This window comes from Erythrobacter sp. 3-20A1M (assembly GCF_018636735.1).
Classification (GTDB): Bacteria; Pseudomonadota; Alphaproteobacteria; order Sphingomonadales; family Sphingomonadaceae; genus Alteriqipengyuania.
Window position 1 is genome coordinate 953,124 of the sequence record NZ_CP045200.1, and the last position, 23,487, is coordinate 976,610.

Genomic DNA, 23,487 nt, shown 5'->3' on the forward strand with positions numbered 1-23,487 from the left:
CCTTGCGCTGACTGCTTTGCGCCCCATCTCGGTCATTGAAGCTCCGCCGTCGGCTGACCGATAGTGGACATTCTTGGCATTCCTAATGCAGGCGAGCTATCTTCGATCGACATCGTCGAAGATTGATCTCATCGTTCCAGAGGATGGAACGGGCGGCGGAGCCGATTTTTGCGTGACGATATGAGTCCAGTCCGCTGAATCATCTTCCTCGTCACGCTCTCGCTTTCGTTCTTCCAGACTTTCGATAGAGCTGTCGATCTGGCTTCTAGCTTCGTCGATGAGATCGATACCGCCATCATCCAGACCGATATTCTCGATCAGTTTCAAGGCAGCTGAGATCTTCTGAAAGTGATCAGCTGGATCCTCATCCAGATCCGCATCGCTCGTGACAGCCTCAATGCGCTCTTCAAGCTTCGGCAGCGTCTCGCTCCTCAGGGCAAGGCCCAGCTCCACCAAGCGCATCGGCGGGATGAGATGCAGCATGTCCTCATCATCGAAGAAAGAAAGATCCATCTCACGAAGAGCAGAATCCTCCAAGCGTAGCGCGGCTGTTTCGCGAAGCTGATTGGAAAGAAGCCCGAGTCTGAGCGCACGCGCATGAACATTCAACTTGGGATCGTTTCCAATGGTGGAACTCACCCAACTTTGCCGTTCGAGTAACTCCGGCTGTTGGCGCACCAAGCGTCCAAAGACATTATCATTGGCTCGAAATGCAAGGAAATGAAACAACTGCCAATTGCGGGCAAGTTCGTCCGGTGTGCGGTCAAGACGCTGAACCAACGCTTCGTCCAGAGATTCTGGAACTACGAGCGCATCCCTGATGCCGGTCGCGCCTTCACAAATGAACCCGGTCAGGATCGTTTCAATTGTTGCGCCCCTTAACAGCGCCGCCATCATATGCGGCTTCTGACGCAGGATTTCGGTCAAAGCATCTGCAATCGTTGGGTGTGAGAAGGTCCACCCATTGCCCGATCGTTTGATGAAGGAACCCTCGAGATCAGCAAACCCATCCTGCAGTCGCGCCAGACTAATAGAGGTAAGATCAACGACCGCCTGGGCTGCGTCGGAATTCTGGGCTCCCGGATCAAATCGACCTTCATGGACGTAGATCAGTATCAATGCGGCCAGGAGCTCTTCATCTAGGGCATTGAGTGTGTCGATCAGGTGCTCGTAGGGTTCTTCCATGAACTGGACCAGAGAAGTTTCGCGCGGTGCCAGGCCCTTGGTGAAATTGGGATCACCCAAGCGCTCGGCTATGCCCGGCAGAAATGTCGGCACCGCTGCGACTGAGGGCAGATGCGGTTTCACGCTGGTCTTCCAGCTTTGGCTCTGATTGCCGAAATTTATATGATTATAGAGGATCTGCGAGCGCTCTTCCAACGTCAATTCACCGACGTCGACCACGGCAGCTTCGCTGCCGAACTGCGCCAGATTGCGCGGCCCCAGCCTTCGTTTGGCGGCCTCGTAAATATGTTTGCGGGAGGTCAACAGGAAACGATTACCGTGCGCGATCGCTGCCTTGACCTTAGTGAAAGTCGAAGCCCAGTCCTGGACATAGTCCTCTCGTACAACATTCGAGCCAAACGCATCGTCGATCCAGAAGAAGCGACCGGGATCATTCGGATTCCAGCCAGACTCAAAATCACGCGGACTGGTCAATGCAAGAACGGTGCTGTCAGGGTTCTCCGACGCCATCGTGGAGATGATCGCGCCAATGGCGGACTTTCCGCTTGCAGGATTGCCTAGCAGCAGCACGATGCCATGTTCGTTGATTATATGGACGGCCTGACGGTGCGCTTTTGTCGGCACATATGTGCGCAGCTTCGGAATCCAGCTGTCGAGCAGAGCACGGCTCTGCTGGCCCATCCTCTCGTCGATGATCGCAGTCAGGTCTCCGAGACCATATACCTGCGGAACGAGCGCGCGCAGGCGCGCGCTGCTGCGGATTGTACGCACAATGAATTGGCGTCCCAGCACGTGAGCCTTGCGAACACCGAGTTGGTTGAGCGTCTTTCGCAATTCCTTCGCGACCGGCGCGTCCACGCTCATGCTGGTGAGGAAGACATAGGTGTCCGCTTGCCCTCCCGCCACGAGTTGCCGAACATGTTCGAGTTCGGGGGTAAGGTCGCCAAGCTTGAGGGATTTTCCAGCGTCAGAGCTATGCTTGCACTGCACTGTGCCGATCGGGGCGGATCGTCGTTTGTTCCCGGGAATGAGGAAAACGGCATCCTGACCGCCATCCTGCGCTTCCCTGAATATCTCAACCGGGCGCTGAAGGACAACCTCGCACACCTGTGAACACAGATCCTGAAAAGCACGCCAACCAATCGTGTGCAACGCAAGGTCAGTCCATGGCCCTACCGCGGTCCGCTGGCGCGGCGGTGCCAGAACAGACGAGCGGGTATCGCGCCGACTCATTCTGCCCCGAGTGAATAGATGGTTCGAAGCCGTGTCGTTTGCTCTTTGACATCACTCTTGATGCCAATGTCGGAAGGCTTGAAGTCCCCATCTTTGTCGACCTTCTCGGCGAAGGTGGCAAGGTCGGCAAGGATTGGCCCGGCTATGACAATGCGCTCGCTATCAGCAAGCAATTGGAGCAAGCGAAAGACATCGGCACGGTGCTTGCGTACCGACTTCTGGTCGACCGCCTCGCCGCGCTCGCGGCGAGCCGCAAGATCAAGATGAGCTTTTGCTTTGAAAGGTATCAGCAGACGCTCGTCGAGTACGGGAACACCGTCGATGATGCGCCTGTGCTCGGTTAATGCCTGATAATAGTCTTCGTCGAGCAGAATGGCTGAGAGACTTGTTATGTCTTCATCGACAGGCAAAGGCGTAAATGCACTACCATCGGCCGGTGTGATCACGTCTGGAGCACGCGAGAACAGTTCCAGCATTGACGGGAACTCCGCGTTCTCGGGCTTCTGGAAACGGTAGAACTCCTTGTCGCCTGTGCTGCGTTCGCGCTGCTGGTAACCGCCATCTTCAACAAAGGTCCAAAACCTTTCACCGAATGCGGCATCAAGCGCTTCGACAAGGATCACAATGTCGAGGTCTTTCGTTGCGCGGAAATCAAGTCCCACTTCCTCCATCACGATTTCGCACGCGCCGCCACCGATCAACACGTAGTTGGGGGCAAAACCTGCAAAATGTTCGCGAAAGAGATCGAGTCCCCTCACAGGCCGGCCTCCTTCAGAAGCATGTTTTTGGCAAAAGCGACGCGATCATCGACCGTTTCGGGAAGGCTCAGCCAGAGTGAGATCGGATCGACGCACCGATCATTGCCTAAAAGGCGAGGATCATAGCTCCAGGTCTCGATCTCGATTTCGCCTCCACCGCAGCGATGCTCTGTTTCGAGATCGTGAGCTTGTGCAAAGCCCTTCCACCGGCTCGCCGCAATGGCGCGGGTTTCGATGCGAGGTTCTGAAAGATCAGTCCAGACCGATAGTGCCGAGCCGCCCGCAAGCGGCAGTTCTGCAATGGCGTTGCCCCAATTTACGTGTCGCCGCTTCCGGACGGGAGAGCGTAGCTGAGTCCGGGCGCGTTTCCACAGATCGCGTGGGGAGTAAGAGAATTGGAGCAACCGTGAGCGGCCAGCCTGTTCAACCCGAATTAGCTCAACCGCCTCGAGTTCTGCGATCGCCCTGCCCATGCTCATGACGCTGTAGCGAAAGCGCGTGGCGAGTTCGGTTGGGGTCGCCTGTTCGAGCTGTCCAAGAACCGCCGCTATTACGAGCAATTGGCTTGCCGGGCTCAGGCTCTCACCTGGGCTTTCGCGCATACCACGAAAGTGCTCGCGCAGATCGATCGCGAGCTCGGGAAGGAACAGCTGATTGCCCGGGACGATAAATGCGACATGATGGCTGATGAGCCGATGGCGGTTATGTGTTGGCAGACGATCCGTGACGAAGACAATCATGCTGTCGGGAAAATGACGTTGGAGGGCATCTTGATGTTTGGAGATTGTCGAGGGCGTATCGCTTTCGAGGGAATCGCTAAGCATGAAGACGCACTGCCTTCCGAGGATCTTGCCCGCAGCCAGATCATATCGGTGCGTTAGGAAAGCAGGCACATGCTTTCCTTCGATGTCTTCCAGGAACTCCAGCGGTGTTTGGAGCACCTGCTCGACATAGTCACGAAGTGTACGCATCAGGGCGTCTCGGACAGTGGTGTGATTGTCTAACATTGATATGCACAATAACGGCAGTAGTGTTAATGTGCAATATCATGTTATAGGCGGCAGCAGAATCGTGGCAGCCGGATTCGAAACTCGTCTTCGCAATCCAGCACAGACAGCCATGTCAAATAGGGGAACCTGAGTGATGCCGCAGCAGACCATCGAGTTCGAAATTGAGGACAACCTAACGGTTGATCAGAACGTAGCGACATTCGTGAACAAGCTGAAGGACCTCAACCCTGGACTTGCGCAGATACTTTCAACAGCATTGCCCGATCTCAGCAACGACGCCGCGATCGACCAAGGCCAACTTCTCGATCAATTACTGGCAGCCATATCGGCCCCGCTCGATCCAGCAGAGCAGAACGGTGGCAGCGCATCATGAGTGGCTGGTATCTCCAGCAAATCTCAATTGAGGGTTTCCGAGGGATCAACAACGAGGGCGCTCCCCTTGTGCTGAAATTCAAGCCCGAAAAGGTCAATTCGGTATCGGCCCCGAACGGTGTCGGAAAAACCTCGATCTTTGATGCCATGATCTACGCAATCACTGGTCGCATCGCCAAGCTGGATGATCTTCCAGCCGCCGAACAGGGCTCAACATACTACCTCAATCGTTTCCACTCCGGCGGGGTCGGGACAATCATGTTGACCTTGTCACCATCTGGCGGCGGCAATCCGGTTATGGTCACCATTCAGCGCGACGCAGCTGGACAGAGGACCGTTTCCGCATCAAACGGAGCCGACGCCAACGCTATCCTGGCTGATCTGAATCGTGAGTTCGTCCTCCTTGATGGAAAGACTTTCCAGGATTTCATCGACCTCACGCCGCAAAAGCGCGGGCGATCATTCGCAGGCCTCCTTGGACTCAAACGCTACTCGGCTTTGCGCCAGGGATTGGCGAGCCTTGCTCATACCCGCTCGTTCAACAACCATTTCGGCGTTGCCGCGAAGCACGCCGAGCAAAAGGCGGCTGCCGTCTCCGCACAACGCGCCAGTGCCAACATCAAGGAGGCCTATAAAGCGCTTGTCGGGGATGACTATGATCCGGCCCAATCGGAAGCAGACATGTTGGCGCGAGCGCACTCTGCTCTCAGCAGCATTCCACTACTGAAGCCGCTTTGCGATGGGCGGACATTCGAGGAGATCGATCCGGGCTCATGCGTTGACGCAGCAAAGGCAGCTGAAGGCGGAGAAGCGCGCAACAAGCTGGCAGCGATTATCAGGGACCATTCCCGCTGGACAGAAGCTCTCGCAACCGCGCCGTCGGCGGAAGACGCCGCCGAACTCAATGCTCTCAGTAAGGCCCGCGATGATGCACTTGAACTCACTCAGGGGGACGTTTTTCGCCAACTCTTTTCCGTCAGCGAGGCCATTCTAGCAGATGCTGCATGGCAGGATCCCACCACTTGTCCGACATGTGACAGGTCCGGCCCGGACTGCGTGCTCGATCATGTCCGCGACAAGCTCGCCGCTTTCGACGCGGTGGAAGCCGCCTCGAAGAACCTGGCAGCAAGCTGGATCTCAAAGGGCTGGAATCAATTGGACGATTTGGAAAAGCTGGGTGTGCAGCCGGAAGAATCCAGTCTGCTTGCCGACGCCAAGACCAATGGAGCGAAAGGTTCTCTCAGCAGAGAACAAACGCGCACGCTCGTTGAATGGGTGAAGACGCTAGCCGATCGGGCAACGGCCAAGATTTCCGAACTCCTTCAGGCCAAAGTCGAACTGGAAACCGGTCTGCCGGAGAAGCTGACAGCAGTTGTCGAGAAAGCGGAGGCCGCCCGGCGGCTTCAGGCCAATCTGTCAGATCTGCGCTCTGCGAATGCAAAGCACGAAGAGGTAACCAACGAACTGAATCATATCCGCCAGGTCAAGGAGTTCCTCGATCAGGCCAGCGGCGCATTTGCAACGGCAGAATCCAATGCCAGCGCCCGGCGCCTCGCAGCGATCGAGCCGAGGACCAAGGATATCTTCGCTGCCATCATGTTCAGCGATGTTGTGCCAGCACTCAAGAAAAGAGCTGGCAGCGAAGAACTTGCCATCTCACTGGCGGAATTCTGGACGCTGCCTGACATTTCCGCCCAAGCGGTGTTATCTGAAAGCTATCGCAACGCCTTTGCAATCAGCGTCTACCTGGCCGCAGCAGCGCTGTACGGTGGCGGTGCCAAATTCCTGATCCTCGACGACGTTACCTCCAGTTTTGATTCAGGGCACCAATTCCATCTCATGAATGTCATCAAGACCCAATTTGCCCGGCCTGGCGTCCCGGACGGCCCACAAGTCATCTTGCTTAGCCATGACACCGCCTTGGAAAAGCTTTTCAACACGAACTCGAACGAAGGAGGCTGGTGGCACCAATGTATTCAGGGAACAGCGCGAACATCGGTTCTGCCCCAGTCTGGCGCTGTCCACAAAATACGAGATGCAACCCACAACTTCCTCGATACCGGTAACATCACCGATGCGGCACCGCGCATTCGGCAATATCTCGAATTCAAACTGGAGGAAGTCATCCAAAAAGTGGCGATTCCAGTTCCCATCGGTGTTGCCTTCAACGACGACAAGCACATGGCGAAGACATTGATCGATGCGATCAAGGATGCCGTCAATCTCCATCAGGCGGCGGGAAGCTTAGTGCTCGAGCCTGTACAAGTGACAGGACTTCAAACCTCCGTTGCGACGATTGTCACCAACTACCTTTCACATTGGGCGACCGGACAGACCCAGGCATTCAGCGCGCCGTCGCTCAAGGGCGTGATGCAGGCGATCGATGATTTCGCCCGTTGCTTTCAGTTTGAAGACCCGCCGGGTTCCGGTCAGTTTCGTTACTATCGTTCACTCAGTCAGAAGGTCTGAGGCTCTCGCTTTGCTGATAGCGTCATTACTTCGTCCGAATGTCGGCTTTCTCAAATTCGGCTCAACGAACCGGACCGGCAGGAAGCGGCCCACAAGCCGCCGTCTATTGCCTAAAATGTGTGAAAGGCGGACGGTTACAGCCATGCCTATTGAGCGAATCGGACCGAGAAAGTCAGCCTTGCGAAGTTATCCGTTATGTCGCTCTGAACCGCGGACAAGCGACCAGAAAGGCGCGTGGCCTGATCCGCTATCTGCGTCCCGAACTCCAAGATCCCGGCTATCGCCCGCCGATCAGCGAAACGCTCGATCTGGGTGAGGCCGTAGCGCGATTGCCGGACAACATCATCGCATGGCTGAATGATCTTCCAGGACAGATCGGCGCGGTCCAGTCCATCCTTTCCGCTTCGCCCGAACTGCTTGCCGCGCAAGACATCGCCCGGGCGTTCATAGGCAAGCGTGTAGCAATTGTGCGATCGGTTCTTGACGCACTAACGGGCGTGGGCTGTGCGCGTCGGACGGGCGAGGGCAAGTATGCAGCGTAGCGTAACTGGTAAGCGAACCTGATTAATTTCGCGGACCATTTGGGGTGATCCGATAGCGCATCCTACAATGTACTCCGTCAAAGGAGTGCTTAACATGCAAGATGAACATGCTGATGCAGCGTCGTTCGAAAATGAGGCCAGCGATACGGATGTCGATGATGCCGATGCGACAGCTGCAAAATCGACAGGCAAGAAATCGCAGACCGATGACAATCGATCGAAGACCCTGTCGGCTAGCGAACGCCGCTTGCGCCATATTGTTCGGATGGCCAGCAAATTCCCGAATGGACCGGAAGCCAAGGAGTTGGCCAGCATGGAGAAGCCCATGCCCGCCAACCTGCGTGAGAAGATTCGCAAAGGCGGCAAGTACGAACTCTGGTCGGAAGCGTTCGGGTGGTTGGCCGCCGACCTGCACCGCAAGGCTCGCAGCGGCACGCAGTTTTATCCCAAGGCAATGGTCAAGAAGTTGCGGGCCGCCTACCCGGAGCTCGACCTGCGAGAAAACGAGATCAGCTGGCTCGAAGGCTGGATCGGCTATCTCGGGCAGTTCAGGACCAAACTCCGGTCCGGCGGAAGCTATGGCCCTGGCATAGACCTTCTCGTTGCGCTCGATGTCGAGCGCGATATCTATGGCGATATCGACAGCCTCGATATCGTTCCGGGTGGCAGCGATGACTATGAAACCTCGCTCCCCGTGCCTGCGCAGCCGGGCATTGAAGATTTGCCGTCCACCCTACGCGAAATGCCCTTCAGATTCACCGAGCTAAACTCGTCGACCGCGAAGACCTTTTGGCGCGCCTATCGGAGTTCCAATGACATCGAGTCCATCCGCCAGGCTGGTCTCGTACTCGCCTCGGACCCATGGGCCAAAGACGAAATGGAAAGGCTCGGTAAAGAGGCCGAGACTTTCTTCATTGAAACAATGGCGAAGCTCCGGATCCCCCTGTCATGAGAACCTTCGGCGAAAGGGGTGTAGCTATTAAGCAGGATGGGGGCGGTATGACCGCCCCGGCCAACATCGTGTCGCTGTGCTTCGTGACGTTGGTTTTCCGCGCCGCCTTCGGTCGCGCGGTCAGCGCGGAGCGCGTAGGATGAGCAAGGAGGAGAAGAACGATAAACGCGAACGCCACATGCTGAGCGTGTGTTGCGAAAGCAAGGAACAGAAGCGGAGGATTGAACGCGCGGCGGGCGGAAACACATCGCTATATGTGCTCGAACGCGTTTTGTATGACGACGGATATGCAGACCGCCGCCACGACGTCGCGGCGCGATTGCTGCGCGTGGCCGACGAACTGTCAGACGAACTGCACCGGAACGGCGATCTCGTGCGCGCGACCAGTGGTCTGCGGCATGCAATAGAGCGCTCTTCGGCAGCGACGAATGATCCTCGCATTCGGCAGGCTACCGAAGACATCAGCTCCCTCATCTCCAAGCTACTGGAGAGCCACGAAAAACGTGTCCATCTCTCCGGCGAGCTGATCAAAGCGATCTTCGATCATGCCAAGGCCTGCGCCGAATGGGATCTGCGGCAGGAGCGCAAGGCGACCATCCAGCAGCGTCGGGCGCGCTCGTCATGATCCTCAAGATTTGGCGATACAAGGTTCGGCAGCAGAATGGGACTCGTCCCCGAACGGCACAGAAGAACGCGTTCGACATCGCTTTCGGATGCGCAAGTTACATTGCCGGATTGAAGATCGAACCTGAGTGCTTGGAAGCGTTCGAGAATGCCCTGATTGTTTCGGATGGTTCGTCGGACGCCCGGCGGGCGGGTGATTACATTGTGCGCCAGGACGATCACGATGTCGCCGGAACGATGGGGCACGGACTGGGCGATGGAGACATCGTCGAACAGATCCAGATGATGGCCGTTGCCGCCGCATCGGCGGGTCTGGAGTATTTCTACCATTACACGTGGTCACACCCCGATGGTGAGATGTTCCCGCCGTACCAGATGGCCCGGCAGAACAGCACCATCCGCCATGTGCTTGAAGCATCCGGCTGCCCTTCCCTGGAAGCGTATCATCGCGGGAGCCGTCGAGGAAAACCTCGGATCCACGGTCATGGCAATCTGCTCTCGATCGATCGAAGCGGCGAAGGCAAGCCGCTGGCGCATTCCTGGTACATTGAAGCATCGCATCTGGCTATCGCGGTGGTGGATCAAAGCCGCCCGCAATTGGCAGGAGGTGCATCGCAATCTCGCGCCGCTCGGAATACGATACGTCATGGTCGGGAATACAGGCCGCCTCGTAGCCATCGGCGAGAATGGAGAACCAAGCGGGGAATGGGTCGGAGCGGGCGTCGCTTACCCCAACGCTTCCCCGACTAGGCTGAGCAAGCGGTTCAAGTCCGAAAAGTTCGAGCCCCCGCCAGGCGAGCTCGATCTGCGTCCGCTGACCATGCCGGTGTTTAACAGGCCGGACGATACGCCGGATAAGCGAGTCGAGAAGAAAGAACTGGCCAAGCAAGAGGCTGCCGAACTCAAGCCGGAGATTGAAGCTATCGAGCGGCATCTTGCCGACGAAGCGAGACGCCGGCGCAAGGAGATACAGGAAGCCAAGCTGGGGAAAGACCATAACCGGTCTGTCGCCGAGGAGGCTGCCCGCCGACGCCAGGAGGAGGAAACCGTGCGCGAGTTCGCGATCGCGAAGGGCACGCGGCGATCGCGTAGGACCGAAGCAACCAAGCCGAAGGCGACAGAGCGCGCGAGCGGTTGGCGACCGATCTGCCTGATGATCTGGGGCGCGCTCCGGAAGCGCAGGAAAAAGGCCTCGGCCAAGCGGCGTTCCAATCTCGATCAGCGCTACGATATCAGATCCGTGGAAGGCCGTGTCGAATACTGGCTGCGCGGTTCCGACGGCGAGGCAACGCTCGCCTTCGTCGAATACGGCAACCTCATAACGGTCAGGCATACTGCGCGGCGCGTCACTATCGACGCGCTCGAAATTGCCGGCGAGAAGTATGAACGCATCCGGATCGCCGGAACGCAGCGTGCGATCGCGGACAGCGTCAATATCGCCGCAGAGCTCGACCTGATCCTAGAAGACGACCAAGCCAAAGCCGGGCAGGAGCATCGAAGAGCCGTTGCAGCGCGTAGGACCGGCAGCATTCTCGAAGCATCCCTTCGGTTCCACAATACAACCGATGATCGTGCTCGCACACGGCAGGCGGCCAGACGGGATCGGAAAGAACGCGAGATTTTCAGAGACGCCGCCGCATGCGGTGAAGACAACGGTTCTCTGAAGGCGATGGTCGCCGCGTATCTGGACAACAATCAGCGTACGCTAGCTCATGCCGATGATGCCGCGGTCATCGAAGCGCGGCGACGCTTGGATCAGGACATCGATCACGACCGTCTGTTCCTCGCGTCCTCGCGCTATCACCTCCGTTACGCAGGGCACCAATTCCGTTTCCTGGACGATAAAGCATTGACGAAAGCGCTTTGCCATGCGCCGGAGCTTCTCGTCGACCGCGAACTGCAGGAGAGGTTGCGCGCCATCGAAGCCATCCAGCTCGATAGGCGACGTATCATCGCTGCTGCGATCGTCGCCGGTGCCGCCTCGATCAGCGACGGCGAACTGCGCATGGACGGTCCGCAGGCTGCCTGGGCGCGAGGTTTCTGGAAAGCGCAGCGGGCCGATCCGACATTCCAGCGCCTGATCGCTGTCGCATGGGCAAGGCCGGACAGGTTTTCGTATAACCAGAACGCGCGGCCTGGAGAGCTGAGCCGAATGCAGGCGTTGCAGAACAACGACCCGGCGCTTGCCAAGGCCATCGCGCGGCAGATGCACGCCTACGAGCGGACCAATACCGCCATGTTCGAAGACAATCGAACGCCCCATAAATCCGCAGCAGTACAGTCGAGCAACGCTGGTTCCGAACTGGCGTCGGACATGCCTTCCCGTCCGGCGACATCGGCCCCCCGCCCTGCTGTCGTCAAGGACCGGGATCGCCCTGGAAGGCCGCGACATCCTAGCGCTCCCAATCCTGACGGTTTCGAACGATGACCGTGATCATCCTTCTCATCCTCGGAATCCGGCTTGCCGTAAAACGCGACGATCGAGATCTCGCGCTTAGCGTGCGTGCCCGCTTCGCTTCCTATCGCCACCGGATTGCGCCCGTTGTTGCGACACTGCATGATCGACGATGCGCAATTCGCTGCCTTCGCTGCGGTGCAAGCTCCCCGTCGCGCAAGGAAATTCCCGATCTTTCCCGATGAGCGCAGGCCGCGACAAGCGTGCGGCTGACCAATGAATGAAGACCAGCGAACCCAGCGACACTCGCTGCTTTCGCCGAGCGGACAGGAAAGACACGAAATCATGCGAAAGAAGGAAGACTGGAAGACCCAGGCCGATGTCGATGCGATCGCCAATCGGTTGTTGAGGGAGGCCGGAGGCGATCTCGACCGGGTACACGGCAACGCCGTTGCCACCGCGCTTGGCATGCCCAAAGGCAATCAGTCGATCTACGCCAAGGTGGACGATTGGAAAAAGCGAATGGAGACGAAGGGCATCCATCATATCCGGCAGGCGCCCACCGGCCTGCGGGAGGAACTCGAAGAGCGACTGCATACCGGTGTCGAAGACATTGTCCGTATCGCGCTCGGGCTCACCGGAAAGACCATCGACAGGGAGCGTCAGCGCAGCCACCAGACCGAGACCTTACTGGGCGAAAAGATCGCTCTCCTCGAAAGCGAGCTCGACAGCGAACGCGAGGCTCGTGTGCTCGCTGATAGCAAGGTCGAGACAATGTCGAAGAAGCTGGCGGCACTAATGGATGAGGCGGCAGCCGAAAAGAGGCGCGCAGACCTCGCCGAAGCGAAGCTCGACGAAGTCCGTGGCCAGCATGAAAACCTTTTCAAGAGGTTGAATGTCGCGCCCGCTCGCAGCGAGCGCGTGCAGGAGGCGTTGGAAGTCAAGGAGGAGGACGAAGGATACCCCATCGACATGTCGCGGTACGATTACGAGGAGTAGCACATCCTCCCGATAGGCCGAGAGCGGGGCGGCCGGGGGGCCGCCCCTTTTTTATTTCCGCAGCAGGAAAACATGACCGCCTGCACGGCGTCATGCGAACCGTGAAAAGACTGGAGTGGAGACCTGCCGGGTGAACCGGCAGGGTGAGAGGAAAAGAGCGTAAACGCTCGGCTCCCGCCTCGCCGGTTCGGCAACGAACCGAAAGGCAAGTCTACATGAACACCGAACATCTCAATCCTGACAGCGAGGCGCTCGCGCATCGCCTCGCCACCGATGGCAATTACCGCGTCCTGCGCGCGGTCCCGAGGCCCTATTTCGATGCGCCAAAAGGCGCGCCGCCTGATGCGCGATGTGTCGCGTTGATCGACCTGGAATCGACCGGTCTCGATCCCGCCAACGATCGCATCATGGAACTGGCGATCATGCTCGTCTGGGTGGACGCAAATGGCGAAGTCGTGAACCACGCCGCGCCGCGCGTCTGGCAAGAAGATCCGGGCGTCATGATCGACCCGCGCATAACCTGGCTCACAGGCCTTGCGAACCACCACCTGATCGGCAAGTCGATCCCCGACGACACGGTCCTTGCCGTGCTGGACCGCGCGGATTTGCTGGTGGCGCACAATGCGTCGTTCGAGATCGCCTGGCTGGAGCGCCGCTATCCGCAGCTCGCCGGTGCCGCCTGGGGCTGTTCGATGAAGGACATCGACTGGCTGCGCGCCGGGCTCGATGGACGCGCGCAGCAATGGCTCTTGGCGCAGGAGGGCTGGCACAGCACGGCCCACCGGGCAGGCGACGATGTCTGGAGCCTCTTCTGGCTTCTCCAGCAGCGCCGAGCGGGTTGGGGCGCCGATCCCGAACGCACCCACTTTAAGCGCCTCCTGGAGGGCGCCGACCGCACCACCACGCTCGTGCGCGCGACCGGCTCGCCGATCGGGAAGAAGGATCTGCTGAAAGCGCGCCAGTATCGCTGGAACGCGGGCGCGACGGTGTGGGAAAAGGAGATCGAGCCCGAACTCGTGGATCACGAGCGGGCGTGGTTCTATCGCAGCGGCCTTCCGGATCCGACGCTCAGCACCATGACCGCGCACGAACGGCACCGCTAATCGTAGCTGATCAACCCACCCATTATGATCCTCACGAAGGCCCGCCCGAACCGGCGGGCCTTCGTTTATCTGCACCGGAAGAAAACACATGACCGACAACATCCACACCATCGCCACCGATCTCGCCGCGTGGGAGCGCACGCTCGAGCGGCAGGCGAACGCCTGGCTCGCCGCACGGGAGCGGGACGAGACGACCTGTCCGCGCGTCTTTCTCGTCTGCGATCTCGAGTACAGGTTCAGGCGCGAGGCGCACAAAGCCTGGTCCTACGGCCGCGAGCTTAGATACGACAAGCGTGGCCATCGCATTGAAGAGAAGATCCGCTGGCCGTTTCAGACAATCGCCGCCGCCGCCTGGGTGGTGGTGCGGTTCGATGGCCAGAGCGATGTTCCCGAGATTGCCGAACCGGTCGTCATGACGCTCGGCGACCATGCCGAAGTCGACATCCTGAGCTCCTTCTTCGACACGCTCGATGCGATCGGACGCGATGCACGGATGGTGACCTGGGGCGGCGAGGCGCGCGACCTCGCCGTGCTGCGTTATCAGGCCTGTCGCCACGGCCTGGACCTGCCGGCCCACCTGCACGATACCTCGCCGCACGCACGCGAGCGGATCGACCTGTGCCGTTCGACCGCAGTGCAGGCCGACGCGGTGCATCTCGACGAGTACGCGGCAGGGTGCGGCATCCCCGCCAAACCCTCGCCGCCCGAAGCCATCGGAAAGCTGGTCGAGGCCGGCGAGTGGGAAGCAGTGCACGACCACGTGCTAGCCGATGTGCTAACCACCACGATCATCGGCCTGCGCTGGCTGGCGGCATTGGGTGAGATCGTCTGCGACCGCGAGCGCAGCGCGATGGCCATCGCCGACGCGGCACTGGCGGCCTGTCCGGACAGCGCGTTCGTGATCCGCGACTTCAAGCCGTGGGCTCGTGACCGGCTGCGCGAAGCCGCATTGCGCGGGAATGTCTACCGGATGGAGCAGGCAGCATGATCGTGGGCCGCCGCAGGTCGCATCCCCACGTTCTGGTATCGGTCTGTATCGAGCGCGGCGAGACGCCGGGCGCCGCCTTGCTCTTAGTAAGGACAGACCCGTCGAACGGCGAGCGGTTCGAACTCGACCGACGTTCCTTCGGATCCGGCGAGACGCAAGCCGAGATCACCCGGTCTATCGCCGAGCGGATCCCGCGCGATGCAACAGTGCTGTCGCATACCCGGCGCATGCCGGACCACGCGCAGCGGCACAGCGCTTTGCCACATGAATTGCTGGCGCCCTACCCGCCGGCGTTGGTCGCACGCTACCGGCCCGATCTGACGACGATCTGCCACCCGTGCGGACAACGCGAACTCGCAGAACTGGCCGCCGCCTATGAAATCGTCGCCGAGAGCGGTCCCATGTGGACGACGCTGGAAGCCAGGGCCTCGCGCGATGCGCAGGCGTTGTGGCTCATTTTCCTGTGGACCCACTGCCGGCCAAAGCAGCGCGATTGGCTCGCCTCGGCATGGGAAGCTTGGCGCCTGATCGAGCGAGCGCGAAACGCTTCGATCTGAAAGCCAAGCAGCATCACCTCGCCGCAGCGGTGGAGCGTAGATCGGATCGGCAGCCGTGATGACGAAGATGACGATGGAAGGAAAAGGGAGGAAAAAGATGACCTGATCCAGCAGGATGGCGGGAGCCGGCACGGCCCGTCCTTCGCAATCTACCGTGCCATCCGCGCCCGCCATCCGTCGGGCGCTCAGCAGCCGCTCGTCCATCCAGGACAGCGGCTTTTTTCGTATCAGAAGGACTTATCGAAAATGCCCACGAAGAAGACCACAACCAGCCAGGCGCTCGTGCCGGTCGGCGAGACCAGAACCTACCCCATCGCGGGCACGCAGATCGAAGCAACGCAGGTGTTCCACGTCCCCGCACGCCATCCCTCGGGCGACGGACCGTGGCAGGACGAGCCGGACAAGCTCGCCTGGGTCGATGCCTGCACCGGTCTGCGATGCACCATCTTGCGACAGGTGGACGGCGTATTGGGCGGCTTCGTTGGCGTGAGTGCCGATCATCCCCTGTTCGGCTTCGAGGTCGACGCCGTGCCGGGTTCGCTTGGCATCAGCCCGCATGGCGGCCTCGACTACGCGGCACCGTGCGAGGATGGGCCGACGGAGATCACGATCTGCCATCCGATCGTGCCTGCCAGGAAACGTCCGAGCCGGAGCAAGGATCGAGATGACGGTCACGGCAGCCACCAACCACTCTGGTGGTTCGGGTTCGAGTGTGACCGGAACCATGATCTGGTCCCCGGCCGTCGGGCGAGCACGAACGATCTCGGTGACGAAAACGGCCGGGTCTATCGTGATATCGCCTATGTCTACGAACAGACCTGCCGGCTCGCCCGGCAGCTGAAGGCGACCGTGGACGGCCGAGGCGGCAGAGACACCCAACTCGATCCGACATCTGCGCCGCCGGTTGGTCTCGATCCGGAGCGCCGCCGGTGAGCGCGCACGACTGGGATGAGATCCCCTACACCGACCGGTTCAACCCCGCGTTGCCTTGGGGCTATTGGCTCGTCGCCCAGGGCGAACTCGACGGCTTGCCGCCGCTGACCGACCACACAGGTCAGCGCTGGCGCAGCGTCCGTGAATACTTCTGGGTGTCGCGGCTCGCCATGGCGCCGATCCCGCGCGACGATGTCCGCAACGAAGAGCTCGAGTTCATGCTCGCCACTCTGGTCTCGCTCGACCGCCGCGTGATCCCCACCGAGGAACGCGCGCTCGACCTGTTTGGCAGCTGGGACCGGAGCCGGCATTATCTGAGCTGGCTCGCCGGCCAGAAGCTGCTGATGTCGCAGACGGTGGCCGATCCGAACGCCGAGCTGTCCCCCGAGGGCCACGCGGTGCTGCTGATGCTCGCATCCACCCGTAGCCCCGACGCGGCGCCGCTCGCGATTGGCCTGCCCACGCTGAAGTCGTTCCACGGTCTTGGAGACACGCCGGACCAGGAGGAACGCGATCGCCTGATCGCGGCGCAGGAGCGTGCCACTCTGCACCTGCAGTACCGGTTCGGGCGCAAGGACATCGCGGGACAGCCCGCGATCGTGCTGGCAGGAGTGGGCCTGGGGCCGAACATCCCGCTCACGCGCGTCCTGTGGTCCATCTCGTTCGCGGACGACTACGCGCGCGACAGGATGCTGTTCTGGCTTCACGAGCGCATAGACCGCTGGCCCGATTGGGGCGAGCTTGCCTACCGGCAGGGCGCCAGGGCGCTGAGCGAGCGGCTGATGCAGCTCGCATTCGCCGATCGGAGGATCGGTGGCGGTTGAATAGAGATTGGGGCGGCCTGCTCTTGTAGGTCGCCCCGGGCCCCTTTTTTGCATCCGCATTCGGCAAGCCAAGTACCGGGAGTTCGCTAGTACCGATGTCTGCTATTATGGAAACTGTGAAGCAAACGCCACTCTACTACCTCGCTTAAATTAAGAACCGCTCTGTGATTGTCATTCCCGCAGGTCGGGTTTCTGCTCGCTCTCGGTTCATTAGGTGACCCATTGCATGGCGTCCCGACCACGCTCATCGAAAAAATACCGTAGCGTACGTAAAAATAGCCGAGGTAGGCGCCACATCTAGGTCCGATGGCCTTTTGAGATCATCATGCCTGACTTCACTAGACGGGCGAGTTCGGGGTGGACGAACTGGAATACTGGATCTGGAGGCTCGCCAGGCCTTACCGGCTTACCCGGATCGATCATTTTTAGCAGCCCGCTACGAACGCTCTGCGATCGCTCGAGCCGCGATAGCTGTGAAGCGCTGAGGCCCGTCCTCCTAGCCAGTTCTTGAAGCGTGAGCCCTTCCTTGAGACGGCCGGCGCGTAGCGCTGAACCAAGATCCTGGCGACGTTCAGAAGCGTAGAGGCGCGCCGGACGCTCGCTCACCCCCTTATGCGCTATGTCGTGCCATTCGAGGCTCAACACGCCCATAATCTGGTAGAGCGCGTCATAGGACGGCCACCGGCGCCCACTCTCGATGCGTGAAAGACTCTCGCGCCGGATACCGGCGATGTCGGCCAGTTCCTGCTGGCTGAGCCCGGTGCCGTTTTCGTATGCCAGCCGGCGCTCGCGAATGATGTCACCCAGGTTCTCGCGAAGCGCGCAGAAGTCTCTGGGAAGTAGCATGCGAACCTTTTTCATAGAACCAGACCTTCGTCATGTGACGTTTTTGCATAACGGGGTCAGCGGAAATCTACAAGCTGGTCGATGGACCAAGCACCCCCCAATGACACCGCTCTGCCATGCGCATCTTCTCAGCTCGCTCGGCAGCTGGATAAGTATTATACCCGCGACGAGGTAGCCAAGCGTTGCCGTGATTTCGTCCGCGAATACCTGGGAGACAGGGAAGTCTGGTTCGTGGAACCGAGCGCTGGGGAGGGCGCCTTCTCCAAGCTGCTTCCGCCCGGCAGCCTCGCCGTCGATATCGACCCAAGACATCCCGACATCATCAAGGCGAATTTCCTCGAAGTCGAACTGGCTTCTTCCGATGACATCGTGGTCATCGGCAATCCGCCCTTCGGCAGGAATTCCAGCCTGGCGGTTAAGTTCTTCAACCACGCGGCAACGTTCGCCTCGACAATCGGGTTCATCCTGCCCCGGACATTCCAGAAGCATTCGATCCACAAGCGCCTTGACCCTCATTTCCATTGCGTCTTCGAGGAGGTGCTCCACGAGGATTCTTTCGTGTTCGAAGGCGAACGCGCGAGCGTGCCCACGGTCTTTCAGATCTGGGAGCGCAGGTCGGACAAACGCATGGTGGTTACGCTGCCGACCACGCACCCCGATTTCGAGATAACCACCCCGGAACACGCAGACTTTGCTATCCAGCGGGTCGGGAGCAGGGCGGGACGCGTGCATCGGGATTTCTCCGCCAGTCCCAATGCACACTACTTCATCGAGGCGATAGCGACGGATGTCGAAGTGATCATGAGATCGCTCGATCTCGCATCGCTCGCAAGGAGGACCGCCGGAAATCCGAGCCTCGCAAGAACCGAGCTGGTGGCAGCCTATGTCGAAAGGAAGAACATGCTGCTCCTGACGCGACTCTGGCTCCTCGCGCTGATGAACAGCCCGGTCCGATCCCTGGTCGCACGAGGCCGGAGTGAAAGGGCATGAGCATGTTCCAGATGGGCCCCGCCGAGCTACGGGAATTCTCACACCTGCTTCAAACCGCCTGCGACCAGGCAACTGCCAGCATTCCGGATACCCCGACCATCACGGCCGACGATACGCAACTCACCTTCGTATCCGATGTCTGGACCTCGGCGATGACGCGAGACGTCCTGAAGGTGACCATGCAGAAGAACTGGGTACACGCAAAGGTTAGCGCGATCTCCCCGATCGAACCCACCGCGACTTCGGCTGCGCTGGTGCTTGAGGGACTGATCGGCCCAACCCTGCGGGTGCAGATCGATCGCTGGATCCTAGCGCATGATCAGGGTCTGATGTCCAATGGTATTCCTTCGAACCTTCCCAGCGACAGGATGCTGATCGACCGTACGCTCGCGGCAATGTTGGGTAACGACATAGAACGTCTCAGGAGCGCGGCGATGTCCCTGTTACGGGATAGGGACTTCGAGATCGGAGACGAGATGCCTTCCGTGCCGGTCGGCGCCAATAATGGCATGGCTGTCTTCTCGCGGCAGATCGGAAGGGGCCTACCCGTCGTTGGCAGCTGGATAACGCTCTGCAAGGATCCGCCGATCCTTTTTGACGGATCCTATGTCGTACTCGATGGACCGATCCCGGAAACGAGCATCTTTGCGGCCCCGAGCCATCGGTTGAAAGACCTGATCGATACCGGAATTTTGAGCCTGGACAACAGGATCATCGTCGCCGTCCATTCGCTCGGCGAGCATGCGCACGGGTTTACGCTTTGGGACGAAATTCTGTGCTATTATATAGAACTGGAGCCCGACTCGGTTCCGCTAGGTCCGTGCCGCCTTTAACCAGCGAGTTTCGAACAGCGTTCCGAGTAGCCGAACTCAAGTTAGCGACGCACGGTAATTAAGCGGAGGGCGAGGCTTGTTGACAATTTTCGCCAACAGTTCGGCAGCTATTGGGCCGTTAGCGGCCAGTCCGCTTCTAGGCGCCATAATTGCGAAAGCCGACAGTCTGCTTGCGACCCCATTGCGGACGTTCGGCGTTGGGTGCATCCGTGTGGAATGAAGTGCGCAGGACCAACAAAAGCGGCCGTGTCAGTCACAGTAGGAGCGGGCGCATTACTGGTCGTTTCAGTGCTTTTTCAGCAACGGACGCGCACGATTGAGGGCACGTGGATAGACCTGTTCGAAGGATCAAGGTTCTTTGAAGGTGAGGACCTTTTGACCGCCTGTAATTCCGATTTCATGGATGCCCCTTGGCTCGATTATTATCCGAATGCAGATAGTGCGACGGGCAGGCTCATCGATGCAAACCGCAACTCAGGCACTTTCGTGAGCAAATACGGAAGCTGGCCGGTCGCCGCCTATTCGGTGAAGTTCGAAGGCCATCATCAAATTGTGGGCGTCGGCTTCGGGCACCTTGGCGCTTCGCCCTCCGAATATGTGGTTGACCGGATGATTTCCATAAAGCCTATCGCCTCGCCAAAATGCGATTTTCGCCCCGGCTAGAGGAACGTCCGTTTCCCACCCCCAATCTCAGCCGTCCGAGCGCGCGTGACAGATGCCCTAAAGCGGCCGACCAATGCCAATGGTCGACCGCGCAATGAGTGAGATTTCGGTGCGCTCTGCCAAGAGCAAGGCGTCCTGCACATCGACGCCGAGATAGCGGACTGTGTTCTCGATCTTGGTATGACCGAGCAAAATCTGGATCGCACAAATGTTGCCGGTGGCTCGATAGATCATCGCGGCCGTTGTCCGCCGAAGCGAGGGCGTGCCGTATTCGGACTTCCGGAGTCCGATCGCAGTCACCCGCTAATCGACGAGGCGGGCATATTGGCGTGTGCTCATGTGCCCGGCATGATCAATTCTGCTCGGGAAGAGATAGTCGACCGTTGAACTGCCCCGCCGTTCCAGCCAGGCTCGCACGTCGGCGGTGAGTTCGAACTGCACCGCGCAATTGGTCTTCTGCTAGATCACAATCGGGCGATTACGATTATCTGCGCCTGCGACCACATCGCCGATCTTGCTCTTCACCAAGTCACAGCCTCGCAGTTTGCTGTCTATGACAAGGTTGAAGAGCGCCTTGTCTCTCAAACGGCCTTCGCGATCGATGTGAAAGCGGATCGCCAATATTCGTTTTTGCGTTAGCGGCCGCTTGGTTCCGACATTCGTGCCAGCGTTCCAAGCCACGCGTCTCCGCATGGCGGGACAAAATCGCGAGTATCCTACTCTTGCTTCTCCTTGGCCTTCATAGGCTGATGGGAGCGCAACCGAAGAAGGTGGAAATCTGGGCCGTCAGCTGCCAGTCACTTTACGGCTGAGAGTTCAACAGAACGGCCGTTCGGCTAACGCCCGTTCCGTCGTGAAAGGGGTGGCCCAAGCGCATCTCGAAGGCTGTTCGCGCCCGGTCCACGCTCCCATCCCTGGCACCGCCCTACATCAAGTGACCGTGCGGCCCTCCGGCAGCGGCCACTGTAAATGCGATCATCAATGGCGGTCCGCCCACAATCGCGATTTTGACCGATGGCGAGGTGTGCAAGCGCCTTGGTGGTGGTGGCCTCGTTTGTGTTAGCGAATTGATGCGCTGTCACCGAGCGTGTGAGGTCGCTGATCCGTCGACCGTTCCCACTCGGTATTTGCGCACGATGTCTGATCCGAGCGCGAGAGAGTTCTCATTTCACAGGCTGAATGCGGATCGCCAGACCACCGCCCGGCGCCAGCCAGAAGCTGCGCTTGTCCCCGGCTTTCACGGTGAAGCTGTCATAGGCGATGCGATGGCGCGCCTCGGTTTGGTAGGTAGCGCCTTCGCCGTCCTTCCACACCGTCGCGTGATAGGTCTTGCCAGGGTCGAGGAAGCCGAAATCCAGCGTCACGTCGCGTGCCGTCGCATCGTTGATTCCGCCCGCGTACCAGTCCGCGCTGTTGCGGTCCTTGCGCGCGAAAATCGCGTAGTCACCAATCTCGCCCGCGATCAGATGGCTCTCTGCCCAGTCGGCCGGAACGGCCTTGATGAATTCGAGCTCGCGCGGGTGATCGGCCAGGTTCTCGACGAAATCCGCCGCCATCTGGATCGGCGAATAGATCGCGAGATAGAGGCCGAGCTGCTTGGCCAGCGTCGAGGACATCGGCACGCCGTTCCCGCCTTCCAGGCTTAGCACGCCGGGCGTATAGTCCATCGGGCCCGACAGCATCCGGGTGTAGACCAGCGTCGGCTCGTGCTCTGGCGGGTTGTTGAAGGGCGCCCAGGCATTGTATTCCTGGCCCCGGGCGCCTTCCCGCGCGACCCAGTTGGGATAGGTCCGGCGGAGCCCGGTATCCTTGATCGGCTCATGCGTGTCGATCGCGACGTGGTTTTTCGCCGCTTCCTCCACCACGCGCAGCATATGCTGGGACTGCCGCTGGCCGTCGTGCCACTCCATCACCTGTCCTTCGCACGGGTCGGCGATGTCGGCATTGCACGAGATGATGCTGCCTGCATCGGCGACGTAGCCTGTCTTTACCACGTCGATGCCGAGCTGCCCGTTCTGCTTCATCGCATCGGCCAGCTGCATCTCGTAATTGGCGATATTGCCGCCGGTTTCGTTATGGCCGATCAGGTGGACGCCCTTCGATTTCGCGTATTTCGCGAGGTAGTCGAGATCGAAATCGGGATAGGGTTTGGTGAAACTGAAGTCGCGGCCATTGCCGAACCACTGTCCGTCCCAGCCATAGTCCCACCCCTCGACCAGCACGCCGCGAAACCCGTTCTTCGCGGCGAAATCGATATACTGCTTTGTTCGCTCGGTGGTCGCGCCGTGGTCGGGGCCCTGCGCCCAGGTCCACTTGCCCGAGATCATTCCCCACCAGATGCCGATATACTTGGCCGGCTTGAACCAGCTGACATCGCCCAACTTGTTCGGTTCGTTGAGGTTGAGCTCGAGATCGTTCTCGACCAACCCTGCGGCGTCCGAAGCAATGCGGATCGTGCGCCACGGCGTGGTGAAGGCGCCCTTGCGCACCACCTTGGCCCCGCGCGAGGACGGGGCGAGGACCGCGCGGAACCGTCCGCCATCCATCCGCTGCAGCCACATGCCCGAATAATCGACCAGCGCCGCCTCGTGGATCGACATGTGCGTGCCGTCCTTCAGGCGAAACGTGATCGGCGTGTGCGCCATCGCCACAGCGTCGATCGGGGTCTGGTGATAGAGATATTCGTAGCGGTTCCAGTCGCCCGCCTGGATCCACCATGCGGTGCCGCCCTCGGTCGCCTGCGGAGCGAGGTCGAACTCGGTCAACTCCTCTGCAATCCGCACCTCGGGCTTGTCCGCGCGCGCCGGCAATTCGTAGCGGAAGCCGACGCCGTCGTCGAACACGCGCATCCGCACGTTGAACTCGCGGTGCGCGCCGGTCTTCTGGCGGAAGGTGGTGGCGAGCTCGTTATGGTGGTCGACCACCCACTGCCGCTCGCCCCATGGCTGCTCCCAGCGCGTGTCGGCACTGTCGGTCGTCTCGCCCGCAATCGCGAAGTCGCGGCGCAGCGGGTCTTCGTCGGTCAGGTTGAAGCCGAGATGCGAGGGCGCGAACAGCTGCGCGCCGTCCTTCGTCACTGAATAGAACGGCTTGCCCTCGTCATCGACGTCGAGCTTCACCACGATATGTCCGTCGGGCGAAGCGACTTCGCCCGCCAGCGCGGCACTCGGCAGCATCATGACGGGGGCGATCAGGGCGAACCAGCGCATTC

General features: G+C 59.8%; 23 protein-coding genes and 1 pseudogene. 18 read left to right on the plus strand and 6 right to left on the minus strand.

The genetic code is table 11. The annotated features are described in order from the left end of the window. Positions 1 to 96 precede the first annotated feature (96 nt). On the minus strand, positions 97 to 2,049 hold the full coding sequence (locus F7D01_RS04695) for a hypothetical protein (RefSeq protein ID WP_251567071.1): 1,953 nt from the start codon (positions 2,047 to 2,049) through the stop codon (positions 97 to 99). Between the two features lie 54 nt (positions 2,050 to 2,103). On the opposite strand from F7D01_RS04695, the gene F7D01_RS04700 reads away from it, so the two are divergent. Then, the gene (locus F7D01_RS04700) at positions 2,104 to 2,298 is read left to right on the plus strand and encodes a hypothetical protein (protein ID WP_215229855.1); all 195 of its coding nucleotides are present in this window, start codon (positions 2,104 to 2,106) and stop codon (positions 2,296 to 2,298) included. A gap of 116 nt (positions 2,299 to 2,414) precedes the next feature. Here the strand turns inward: F7D01_RS04700 and F7D01_RS04705 are convergent, their stop codons facing one another. Next, entirely contained in the window at positions 2,415 to 3,176 is a 762-nt protein-coding gene (locus F7D01_RS04705) for a hypothetical protein (RefSeq protein WP_215229068.1), read from the minus strand. Then, complete coding sequence (locus F7D01_RS04710; protein ID WP_215229069.1) at positions 3,173 to 4,147, minus strand: hypothetical protein; 975 nt, start codon at positions 4,145 to 4,147, stop codon at positions 3,173 to 3,175. Before F7D01_RS04710 ends, F7D01_RS04705 begins: the two co-directional genes overlap by 4 nt. 172 nt (positions 4,148 to 4,319) lie before the next feature. Here F7D01_RS04710 and F7D01_RS04715 point away from each other — a divergent pair, with 172 nt between their 5' ends. The 14 genes from F7D01_RS04715 (at position 4,320) to F7D01_RS04780 (ending at position 16,944) form a co-directional block, all read left to right on the plus strand. Continuing rightward, positions 4,320 to 4,559, plus strand: coding sequence for a hypothetical protein (locus F7D01_RS04715; protein ID WP_215229070.1), 240 nt, complete (start codon positions 4,320 to 4,322; stop codon positions 4,557 to 4,559). Further along, positions 4,556 to 7,027 (plus strand): ATP-binding protein, encoded by a 2,472-nt coding sequence (locus tag F7D01_RS04720; protein WP_215229071.1) that lies wholly within the window; start codon positions 4,556 to 4,558, stop codon positions 7,025 to 7,027. Before F7D01_RS04715 ends, F7D01_RS04720 begins: the two co-directional genes overlap by 4 nt. Positions 7,028 to 7,176: 149 nt before the next feature. Beyond that, positions 7,177 to 7,569: a hypothetical protein gene (locus tag F7D01_RS04725; RefSeq protein WP_215229072.1), complete on the plus strand. Its 393-nt coding sequence runs from the start codon at positions 7,177 to 7,179 to the stop codon at positions 7,567 to 7,569. A gap of 94 nt (positions 7,570 to 7,663) precedes the next feature. After that, on the plus strand, positions 7,664 to 8,521 hold the full coding sequence (locus tag F7D01_RS04730; RefSeq protein ID WP_215229073.1) for a hypothetical protein: 858 nt from the start codon (positions 7,664 to 7,666) through the stop codon (positions 8,519 to 8,521). 139 nt (positions 8,522 to 8,660) lie between these two features. Then, entirely contained in the window at positions 8,661 to 9,146 is a 486-nt protein-coding gene (locus F7D01_RS04735) for a hypothetical protein (RefSeq protein ID WP_215229074.1), read from the plus strand. Beyond that, positions 9,143 to 9,895 carry a hypothetical protein gene (locus F7D01_RS04740; protein WP_215229075.1) on the plus strand — a complete coding sequence of 251 codons (753 nt, stop codon included), beginning with the start codon at positions 9,143 to 9,145 and terminating at the stop codon, positions 9,893 to 9,895. Before F7D01_RS04735 ends, F7D01_RS04740 begins: the two co-directional genes overlap by 4 nt. A gap of 70 nt (positions 9,896 to 9,965) precedes the next feature. Next, positions 9,966 to 11,573, plus strand: a complete 1,608-nt coding sequence (locus F7D01_RS04745) for a hypothetical protein (protein ID WP_215229076.1) — start codon at positions 9,966 to 9,968, stop codon at positions 11,571 to 11,573. Continuing rightward, positions 11,570 to 11,785 (plus strand): hypothetical protein, encoded by a 216-nt coding sequence (locus tag F7D01_RS04750; RefSeq protein ID WP_215229077.1) that lies wholly within the window; start codon positions 11,570 to 11,572, stop codon positions 11,783 to 11,785. The genes F7D01_RS04745 and F7D01_RS04750 overlap by 4 nt, the downstream gene beginning before the upstream one ends. A 100-nt stretch (positions 11,786 to 11,885) precedes the next feature. Further along, entirely contained in the window at positions 11,886 to 12,539 is a 654-nt protein-coding gene (locus F7D01_RS04755; RefSeq protein ID WP_215229078.1) for a hypothetical protein, read from the plus strand. A 215-nt stretch (positions 12,540 to 12,754) separates the two neighbouring features. Continuing rightward, entirely contained in the window at positions 12,755 to 13,642 is an 888-nt protein-coding gene (locus F7D01_RS04760; RefSeq protein ID WP_215229079.1) for an exonuclease domain-containing protein, read from the plus strand. An 88-nt stretch (positions 13,643 to 13,730) separates the two neighbouring features. Further along, the gene (locus tag F7D01_RS04765) at positions 13,731 to 14,630 is read left to right on the plus strand and encodes a 3'-5' exonuclease (RefSeq protein ID WP_215229080.1); all 900 of its coding nucleotides are present in this window, start codon (positions 13,731 to 13,733) and stop codon (positions 14,628 to 14,630) included. Then, positions 14,627 to 15,187 (plus strand): hypothetical protein, encoded by a 561-nt coding sequence (locus F7D01_RS04770; RefSeq protein ID WP_215229081.1) that lies wholly within the window; start codon positions 14,627 to 14,629, stop codon positions 15,185 to 15,187. Before F7D01_RS04765 ends, F7D01_RS04770 begins: the two co-directional genes overlap by 4 nt. 246 nt (positions 15,188 to 15,433) lie before the next feature. Next, on the plus strand, positions 15,434 to 16,120 hold the full coding sequence (locus F7D01_RS04775) for a hypothetical protein (protein ID WP_215229082.1): 687 nt from the start codon (positions 15,434 to 15,436) through the stop codon (positions 16,118 to 16,120). Beyond that, the gene (locus F7D01_RS04780) at positions 16,117 to 16,944 is read left to right on the plus strand and encodes a hypothetical protein (RefSeq protein ID WP_215229083.1); all 828 of its coding nucleotides are present in this window, start codon (positions 16,117 to 16,119) and stop codon (positions 16,942 to 16,944) included. The genes F7D01_RS04775 and F7D01_RS04780 overlap by 4 nt, the downstream gene beginning before the upstream one ends. A gap of 297 nt (positions 16,945 to 17,241) precedes the next feature. Here F7D01_RS04780 and F7D01_RS04785 read toward each other — a convergent pair whose 3' ends face one another. Continuing rightward, the gene (locus F7D01_RS04785) at positions 17,242 to 17,805 is read right to left on the minus strand and encodes a helix-turn-helix transcriptional regulator (RefSeq protein ID WP_215229084.1); all 564 of its coding nucleotides are present in this window, start codon (positions 17,803 to 17,805) and stop codon (positions 17,242 to 17,244) included. A gap of 216 nt (positions 17,806 to 18,021) precedes the next feature. On the opposite strand from F7D01_RS04785, the gene F7D01_RS04790 reads away from it, so the two are divergent. The 3 genes from F7D01_RS04790 (at position 18,022) to F7D01_RS04800 (ending at position 20,276) form a co-directional block, all read left to right on the plus strand. After that, complete coding sequence (locus F7D01_RS04790) at positions 18,022 to 18,780, plus strand: SAM-dependent methyltransferase (RefSeq protein ID WP_215229085.1); 759 nt, start codon at positions 18,022 to 18,024, stop codon at positions 18,778 to 18,780. After that, entirely contained in the window at positions 18,777 to 19,613 is an 837-nt protein-coding gene (locus F7D01_RS04795) for a hypothetical protein (protein WP_215229086.1), read from the plus strand. The genes F7D01_RS04790 and F7D01_RS04795 overlap by 4 nt, the downstream gene beginning before the upstream one ends. 216 nt (positions 19,614 to 19,829) lie before the next feature. Beyond that, positions 19,830 to 20,276, plus strand: a complete 447-nt coding sequence (locus F7D01_RS04800) for a hypothetical protein (RefSeq protein ID WP_215229087.1) — start codon at positions 19,830 to 19,832, stop codon at positions 20,274 to 20,276. A gap of 57 nt (positions 20,277 to 20,333) precedes the next feature. On the opposite strand, the pseudogene F7D01_RS04805 reads toward F7D01_RS04800, so the two are convergent. Both F7D01_RS04805 and F7D01_RS04810 read right to left on the minus strand, forming a co-directional pair. Next, a pseudogene (locus F7D01_RS04805) lies at positions 20,334 to 20,969 on the minus strand (tyrosine-type recombinase/integrase). A 470-nt stretch (positions 20,970 to 21,439) separates the two neighbouring features. After that, positions 21,440 to 23,485, minus strand: coding sequence for a glycoside hydrolase family 97 protein (locus tag F7D01_RS04810; protein WP_215229088.1), 2,046 nt, complete (start codon positions 23,483 to 23,485; stop codon positions 21,440 to 21,442). Between the last annotated feature and the right edge of the window lie 2 nt (positions 23,486 to 23,487).

Excerpts from the sequence above, each read along its gene's own strand:
- F7D01_RS04695 (WP_251567071.1), bottom strand. The coding sequence starts at position 2,049 with ATGAGCGTGGACGCGCCGGTCGCGAAGGAATTGCGAAAGACGCTCAAC.
- F7D01_RS04700 (WP_215229855.1), top strand. The coding sequence starts at position 2,104 with ATGTTCGAGTTCGGGGGTAAGGTCGCCAAGCTTGAGGGATTTTCCAGC.
- F7D01_RS04710 (WP_215229069.1), bottom strand. The coding sequence starts at position 4,147 with ATGCGTACACTTCGTGACTATGTCGAGCAGGTGCTCCAAACACCGCTG.
- F7D01_RS04715 (WP_215229070.1), top strand. The coding sequence starts at position 4,320 with ATGCCGCAGCAGACCATCGAGTTCGAAATTGAGGACAACCTAACGGTT.
- F7D01_RS04720 (WP_215229071.1), top strand. The coding sequence starts at position 4,556 with ATGAGTGGCTGGTATCTCCAGCAAATCTCAATTGAGGGTTTCCGAGGG.
- F7D01_RS04730 (WP_215229073.1), top strand. The coding sequence starts at position 7,664 with ATGCAAGATGAACATGCTGATGCAGCGTCGTTCGAAAATGAGGCCAGC.
- F7D01_RS04735 (WP_215229074.1), top strand. The coding sequence starts at position 8,661 with ATGAGCAAGGAGGAGAAGAACGATAAACGCGAACGCCACATGCTGAGC.
- F7D01_RS04740 (WP_215229075.1), top strand. The coding sequence starts at position 9,143 with ATGATCCTCAAGATTTGGCGATACAAGGTTCGGCAGCAGAATGGGACT.
- F7D01_RS04745 (WP_215229076.1), top strand. The coding sequence starts at position 9,966 with ATGCCGGTGTTTAACAGGCCGGACGATACGCCGGATAAGCGAGTCGAG.
- F7D01_RS04750 (WP_215229077.1), top strand. The coding sequence starts at position 11,570 with ATGACCGTGATCATCCTTCTCATCCTCGGAATCCGGCTTGCCGTAAAA.
- F7D01_RS04755 (WP_215229078.1), top strand. The coding sequence starts at position 11,886 with ATGCGAAAGAAGGAAGACTGGAAGACCCAGGCCGATGTCGATGCGATC.
- F7D01_RS04760 (WP_215229079.1), top strand. The coding sequence starts at position 12,755 with ATGAACACCGAACATCTCAATCCTGACAGCGAGGCGCTCGCGCATCGC.
- F7D01_RS04765 (WP_215229080.1), top strand. The coding sequence starts at position 13,731 with ATGACCGACAACATCCACACCATCGCCACCGATCTCGCCGCGTGGGAG.
- F7D01_RS04770 (WP_215229081.1), top strand. The coding sequence starts at position 14,627 with ATGATCGTGGGCCGCCGCAGGTCGCATCCCCACGTTCTGGTATCGGTC.
- F7D01_RS04775 (WP_215229082.1), top strand. The coding sequence starts at position 15,434 with ATGCCCACGAAGAAGACCACAACCAGCCAGGCGCTCGTGCCGGTCGGC.
- F7D01_RS04785 (WP_215229084.1), bottom strand. The coding sequence starts at position 17,805 with ATGAAAAAGGTTCGCATGCTACTTCCCAGAGACTTCTGCGCGCTTCGC.
- F7D01_RS04795 (WP_215229086.1), top strand. The coding sequence starts at position 18,777 with ATGAGCATGTTCCAGATGGGCCCCGCCGAGCTACGGGAATTCTCACAC.
- F7D01_RS04800 (WP_215229087.1), top strand. The coding sequence starts at position 19,830 with ATGAAGTGCGCAGGACCAACAAAAGCGGCCGTGTCAGTCACAGTAGGA.
- F7D01_RS04810 (WP_215229088.1), bottom strand. The coding sequence starts at position 23,485 with ATGCGCTGGTTCGCCCTGATCGCCCCCGTCATGATGCTGCCGAGTGCC.